This is a genomic window from uncultured Muribaculum sp., assembly GCF_910583865.1.
Lineage (GTDB): Bacteria > Bacteroidota > Bacteroidia > Bacteroidales > Muribaculaceae > Muribaculum.
In genome coordinates this window covers 24,554-31,346 of sequence record NZ_CAJTYX010000031.1, presented here as the reverse complement: position 1 = coordinate 31,346, position 6,793 = coordinate 24,554, and the positions used below count along the sequence as shown (strand labels likewise).

General features: G+C 54.2%; 3 protein-coding genes and 1 pseudogene. All 4 read left to right on the top strand.

The window, feature by feature from the left end; all coding sequences use genetic code 11:
- Positions 1–357: 357 nt before the first annotated feature.
- The 4 genes and pseudogenes from QZ303_RS07880 to QZ303_RS07865 all read left to right on the top strand — a co-directional run bounded on the left by QZ303_RS07880 (position 358) and on the right by QZ303_RS07865 (position 6,778).
- Positions 358–1,182, top strand: coding sequence for a glycoside hydrolase family 16 protein (locus QZ303_RS07880; RefSeq protein ID WP_295731421.1), 825 nt, complete (start codon positions 358–360; stop codon positions 1,180–1,182).
- A gap of 82 nt (positions 1,183–1,264) precedes the next feature.
- Positions 1,265–2,197, top strand: a pseudogene (locus QZ303_RS07875) (glycoside hydrolase family 43 protein); the annotation flags it as partial.
- A 75-nt stretch (positions 2,198–2,272) separates the two neighbouring features.
- Positions 2,273–5,587, top strand: a complete 3,315-nt coding sequence (locus QZ303_RS07870) for a beta-galactosidase (protein WP_295731415.1) — start codon at positions 2,273–2,275, stop codon at positions 5,585–5,587.
- A gap of 51 nt (positions 5,588–5,638) precedes the next feature.
- A complete protein-coding gene (locus QZ303_RS07865; RefSeq protein ID WP_295731413.1) occupies positions 5,639–6,778 on the top strand; it encodes an aldose epimerase family protein in 1,140 nt (379 codons plus the stop codon).
- Positions 6,779–6,793 lie beyond the last annotated feature (15 nt).

The following is a 6,793-nucleotide window of genomic DNA, read 5'->3' as shown; positions in this document are numbered from 1 at the left end:
TTCATCGCAAATCTGCGAACCCGGTATTTCACTTTTGTTTTTAAACAACCTCTTAAGGTAAGAAAGACAATCCAAGTTATCCATTGAAGGCGGTGTGTTGAAACTGAACTACACACCGCCTTTTCGTGCTTCTTTAGACTGGTTTGGTTGATTTGGAACTAAATTTGAACTATTAGAATACTTTTTTCCTGCCATAATAAAGTATCTTTGCCATATCGGCGGATGAAAACTGTCGCTCATGGCGGATTTCGCAACCTGCTGATATTTTTCATGGAAAACATTTTTGCAAATCAATCACCGATGAAAGTACTCAGACATCTGTCTCCGTTACGGTTGTTTATTGCGGTAACCGCAGCAATGATTTCATGTCCTTTTGTAGTCCAGGGAGAGAATGCCGTGGTACGTGCGCTCGTGTGGAGCGATGAATTCGACCGCGACGGCGCTCCCGATCCTGCGATATGGTCGTTTGAGACGGGCTTCGCACGCAACCACGAGGACCAGTGGTATCAGCCCGACAACGCCCGGTGTGAGAACGGTGTGCTCGTGATAGAGGCACGCTGCGACTCGTCGTTGTCACGTCCCAATCCCGACTATGAGCCGGGAAGCCGCGATTGGCGCAAGGAGCGCCCGTGGATCGGCATTACATCCTCCTCGCTCCATACCGCCGGGAAGAAAGAGGTGGGCTACGGCACGGTGGAGGTACGTGCGCGAATCCCGGTGGGTAGAGGCGCGTGGCCGGCGATATGGCTGCTCGGCACCGGCATGGAATGGCCTTCGTGCGGTGAAATCGACATCATGGAGTATTACCGTATCGATGGCGTTCCTCATATTCTCGCAAACGCGTGCTGGGGTACGGACACGCGCTACTCCGCAAAATGGAACAGCAAGCGTATACCATTCGAGCATTTTACCGGCAAGGATCCGGAGTGGGCCGATAAGTTTCACGTGTGGCGTATGGACCGCGACAGCGAGTCGATCCGTCTATATCTCGATGACGAACTGCTTAACGAGATTCCGATGTCGGAGACCGTCAACGGTTCGCTCGGCAACGGGGAGAATCCTTTCACGAAACCGATGTACGTGCTTCTCAACCTTGCCATTGGAGGCGACAACGGAGGTGCTCCCGACTTGGCCGCGATGCCCATGCGCTATGAAATCGATTATGTGAGGGTCTATCGTTGACGGAAAGGCTTAACAGTCTTTAAAGCCTTACGTATATGTGCCTGTCCGCACGATTTATAATAATAACAACTATATTCCAATCATGAATTTACGTGTATTAATCTCGACCTTGGCAATAAGTCTTGGTGCAATATCATATGATGCCTTTGCGGCGGATGGCGATGCCTATCTGTTCGCCTATTTCAAAGGGAACGACATAAAGGACGAAGCCGTGTGTTACGCTGTGAGCGAGGACGGGTTTGACTGGAAAGCCCTTAACGGCAACCGTCCGGTGATTGACTCTCGGCGGATAAGCCGCACGGGCGGTGTGCGCGATCCCCACCTGCTCAGGCGGGAGGACGGCAAGGGATTCTACATGGTGGTGACTGACATGGTGTCGGCCAACGGCTGGAATTCCAACAGGGGGATGACGCTCCTGAAATCAGACAACCTCACCGACTGGTCGGCGAGCGTGATCCATTTTCCCGAACGGTATGCCGGACAGGAGGAGCTGCTGCGCGTGTGGGCGCCGCAGACCATCTACGACCGCACGGCCGGGAAATACATGGTGTACTGGTCGATGAAATATGGTTCAGGCCCTGACATAATCTACTATGCCTATGCCAACCCAGACTTCACCGATCTGGAAGGTGAGCCGCGACCGCTTTTTATCCCTTCCAACGGTAAATCGTGTATCGACGGCGACATCGTTGAGAAAGACGGCACTTACCATCTTTTTTACAAGACCGAAGGGCACGGCAACGGCATACGCAAGGCTACGACGCGCTCGCTGACTTCCGGGGAATGGACAGAATCGCCCGGCTATAAGCAGCTGACATCCGATGCCGTGGAGGGTGCCGGCACTTTCAGGCTCAACGACACCGACAGGTATATACTCATGTATGACGTGTACATGTCGGGGCGCTATGAATTCACCGAATCGACCGACCTGGAGAGTTTCAGTCCTACCGCCGCGACAGTACGTATGGATTTCCATCCGCGCCACGGCTCGGTTATACCCATCAGCAGAAAAGAATATGATTTACTTGTAAAGAAATTCCCTAAATGAATAGGACCTGCCGGATGGGCGGTCTGACAATGAATCAATCATATGAAAATAAAACGAATCATAATATATCACACTGCTATAGCGTTGATGCTGTCGGCAAGTGCCGACGGGTTTGCCACCACTCCCGCGCGGGAGATTGTCAACGGAGCTGAATGGCTCGACACCTCCGGGGATAAAATCAACGCCCACGGAGGCGGAATACTGTACCACAACGGCAAATATTATTGGTATGGTGAGTATAAGAAAGGCCAGACTATCCTCCCCGAATGGGCAACATGGGAATGTTACCGCACTGATGTGACCGGTGTTGGGTGCTACTCATCGCCCGACATGGTCAACTGGACGTTCGAGGGGATAGTTCTTCCGGCTGTCAAGGATGATTCTTCCCATGATCTGCACCCGAGCAAGGTGCTTGAACGCCCGAAGGTGGTCTACAATGCCAAGACGGGCAAGTTCGTGATGTGGGCGCATGTCGAGAGCGCCGACTATGGCAAGGCTGCCGCGGGTGTCGCCGTGAGCGATTCGCCGACAGGGCCGTTCAGGTATCTCGGCTCTTTCCGCCCGAACAACGCCATGAGCCGCGACCAGACCGTCTTTGTCGACGATGACGGCAAGGCTTACCAGTTCGCATCGTCGGAGAACAACCGGACACTATATATCAACGAGCTTACCGACGACTATCTGCGCCCGACCGGGCGTTTTACCCGCAACTTCATCGGCATGTCGCGCGAGGCTCCGGCGGTGTTCAAGAAGGATGGCAAGTATTATATGCTCTCCTCCGGCTGCACCGGCTGGGACCCCAACAAGGCGGAGCTTGCCGTGGCCGACTCCATCATGGGCGAATGGAAAGTGGTAGGTGACCCATGCACCGGCAAGGATGCCGACAAGACCTTCTACGCGCAGAGCACCTATGTGCAACCCGTCTATGGGAAGAAGAACCTCTATGTGGCGATGTTCGACCGTTGGAACAAGAAAGACCTTGAAAACTCGCGCTATGTGTGGCTTCCGATGTCATTCGAGAACGGCAAAATCACAATTCCGTGGCGCGAGAAGTGGAGCATGGATGAGTTTGAGGATCAACCGCACTTCGAGGCCGGCGACGGCACATTCCTTTTCAACGGCAAGCCTTTTGTGGTGAAAGCCGCAGAGCTGCACTACCCCCGCATCCCCAAGGAATACTGGGAGCAGCGCATTCAGCTCTGCAAGGCTTTGGGCATGAACACGATCTGCCTCTACACATTCTGGAACTCCCACGAGCCTCAGCAGGACCGGTTCGATTTCACAGGCCAGAATGACCTTCGCGAGTTCGTCAAGCTCTGCGAGAAAAACGGCATGAAAGTCATCCTCCGCCCCGGCCCGTATGTATGCGCCGAATGGGAGATGGGAGGCCTGCCGTGGTGGTTGCTCAAGAAGAAGGACATCCGCCTGCGCGAACAGGACCCGTTCTTCATGGAGCGCGTCGACAAGTTCCAGCAGAAAGTGGCGGAGCAGGTGGGAGACCTGACGATTGCCAACGGCGGCCCTATAATAATGGTTCAGGTCGAGAACGAATACGGATCCTACGGGAAAGACAAGCCCTACGTCTCGGAGATTCGCGACATGCTACGCAAGAATTTCGGCAAGGATGTTACGCTGTTCCAGTGCGACTGGTCGTCCAACTATCTCAACAACGGACTTGACGACCTTATCTGGACGATGAACTTCGGTACTGGCGCGAACATCGACCAGCAGTTCGCCTCCTTGAAGGAACACCGTCCCGACTCACCGCTGATGTGTTCGGAGTTCTGGAGCGGATGGTTCGACAAATGGGGAGCCAACCATGAGACCCGTCCCGCAGCCGACATGATAGCCGGAATAGACGAGATGCTCTCCAAAGGGATATCGTTCTCGCTCTACATGACCCACGGTGGCACCAATTGGGGCCATTGGGCCGGGGCGAACTCTCCAGGTTTCGCCCCCGATGTGACAAGCTACGACTATGATGCCCCGATCTCGGAATCCGGACAGACCACGCCCAAATATTGGGAGCTGCGCAAGACCCTCGCAAAGTACATGGACGGAGAGAAACAATCCAAAGTGCCCGCGCTCATCAAGCCGATTGAGATCAAAGCTTTTGATTTTACCGAAGTGGCACCGCTTTGGGACAATCTTCCAGCGCCCAAATCGGATGTCGATATAAAGACAATGGAGGAATATGACCAAGGCTTCGGCTCGATACTTTACCGCACAACGCTCCCGGCACTTGCCGAGGGTGCGGTGCTGACCGTGAACGACCCACATGATTTCGCACAGATATTTGTTGACGGCAGGTACATAGGCAAGCTCGACCGCCGCAACGGCGAGAAGGAGCTGACGCTCCCCGCCTGCAATAAAGGCACACAGCTCGACATTCTCGTCGAGGCCATGGGGCGTATCAACTTCGGTCGCGCCATCAAGGACTTCAAGGGCATAACCGGAAATGTGACCCTGACCGTCGAAAACGACGGTCACAAGTGGGTTGATGACCTCAAAAACTGGCAGGTATATAATATTGAGGATGAGTACGATACCTATACTTCGATGAAATATCAACCCGTTTCGGAGGTTACCAAGAACGGCGACCGTCTGCCTATGGGTGCATACCGTGCCACATTCAACATCAAGGGCAAGCCCTCCGACACCTTCCTCAACTTCGAGACATGGGGCAAGGGACTCGTCTATGTCAACGGACACCCGATGGGACGCATCTGGGAGATCGGCCCGCAGCAGACCCTCTACATGCCCGGTTGCTGGCTGAAACAGGGGGAGAACGAGATAATCGTCTTTGACATCCTCGGTCCGCGCGAGGCAAAGTCCGAGGGCCTGAAAGAGCCGAAACTCGACCAGCTCCTTGTCAAGAAACGTCAGATACATCGGGAGGATGGCCAGAATCTTGACCTCTCCGGCGAGAAAGCCGTTATAAATGGTACTTTCAAACCCGGCAACGGCTGGCAGGAAGTTAAATTCGCTCCCGTCCGTGGTCGCTATGTCTGCATCGAGGCACTAAACGCGGTTGACGGCAAGGATATAGCCGCCATCGCCGAGATGTACCTGCTCAACGACAAGGGCGAACGCCTCTCGCGCGAACCGTGGATAGTGATGTATGCCGACAGCGAGGACACCGGGGCCAACCGCACCTCCGACAAGACCTTCGACCTACAGGAATCAACCTACTGGCAGACCGTTCCGGGCGTGGCATTTCCCCATTCGGTAGTAATAGACCTCGGTGCCTCGCACAATATCGCCGGCTACCAGTACCTCCCACGCATGGAGTCAGATGTCCCCGGAGCAATCAAGGACTTCAGAATCTACGTAAAGGAGATGCCGTTCAAATATTGAACGGCGATATGTTGAAGCGCAACGAAATAATATCAGATATTTTTATCGATCATGAATTTTCTTAATCCTACAATCTGCCTTACGGCCTGTGTGCTTCTCGGCGCATGTGCTGAAAAACCGGCTGCGCCCAAATCCGGTCTCGATCCAAAGGCGTTCGAGGCTGAATATGACGGGAAACGGCTCGCACTCTACACATTGAGAAACTTCAATGGCATGGAAGTTGACATCACTAATCTCGGCGGGAGAATAGCCTCGATAATGGTGCCTGACCGCGACGGCGAGTTTCGCGACGTGGTACTCGGATTCGACAGCATCGCCGCGTATTTTCCTGAAAACAACAAGTCGGACTTCGGCGCCGCGATAGGCCGTTATGCTAACCGTATCGCCGGCGGACGGTTCGTGCTTGACGGCGACACCGTAGTCCTGCCGCAGAATAATTTCGGCCATTGCCTGCATGGCGGCCCGACGGGATGGCAGTATAAGGTATATGATGTGGTTGCGGCCAACGACACCACCCTACAGCTGTCAATCACATCTCCGGACGGCGACAACGGCTTCCCTGGGACGGTAAAGGCAACGGTGACCTACACGCTACGCTCTGATAACTCTTTGGCCATACATTATACCGCCGTTACCGACAAGCCTACCGTCATCAATATGACCAACCACACCTACTTCAACCTCTCAGGCGATCCTGCGTGTCCGGTCACCGACGAGGAGCTGACGATAAATGCCTCCCGCTTCACTCCCGTCGACTCCACATTCATGACCACCGGCGAGATTCTTCCCGTGGAGGGCACACCGATGGATTTCACCAAAGCCAAGGCCATAGGTGCCGAGATCGGGATGGTCGATTACGAACAGATTGCCAACGGCAATGGATATGACCACAACTGGGTGCTCGATACCAACGGCGACCTGTCCGTGCCGGCAGCCACGCTCCTATCGCCTGCGTCGGGCATAAAGCTGACAGTCTACACCACAGAACCAGGCATACAGGTCTACACGGGCAACTTCCTTGACGGCACCGTCACCGGCAAGCGCTCGACCGTCTACAACCGGCGCTCCGCCATCTGCCTTGAGACACAGAAATATCCCGATACCCCCAACAAGCCTCAATGGCCCTCGGCAGAGCTTCGTCCGGGCGGAAATTACGGGAGCACTACGGTATTCAAGTTTAGTACTTTCTGACAATCAACATCTTAA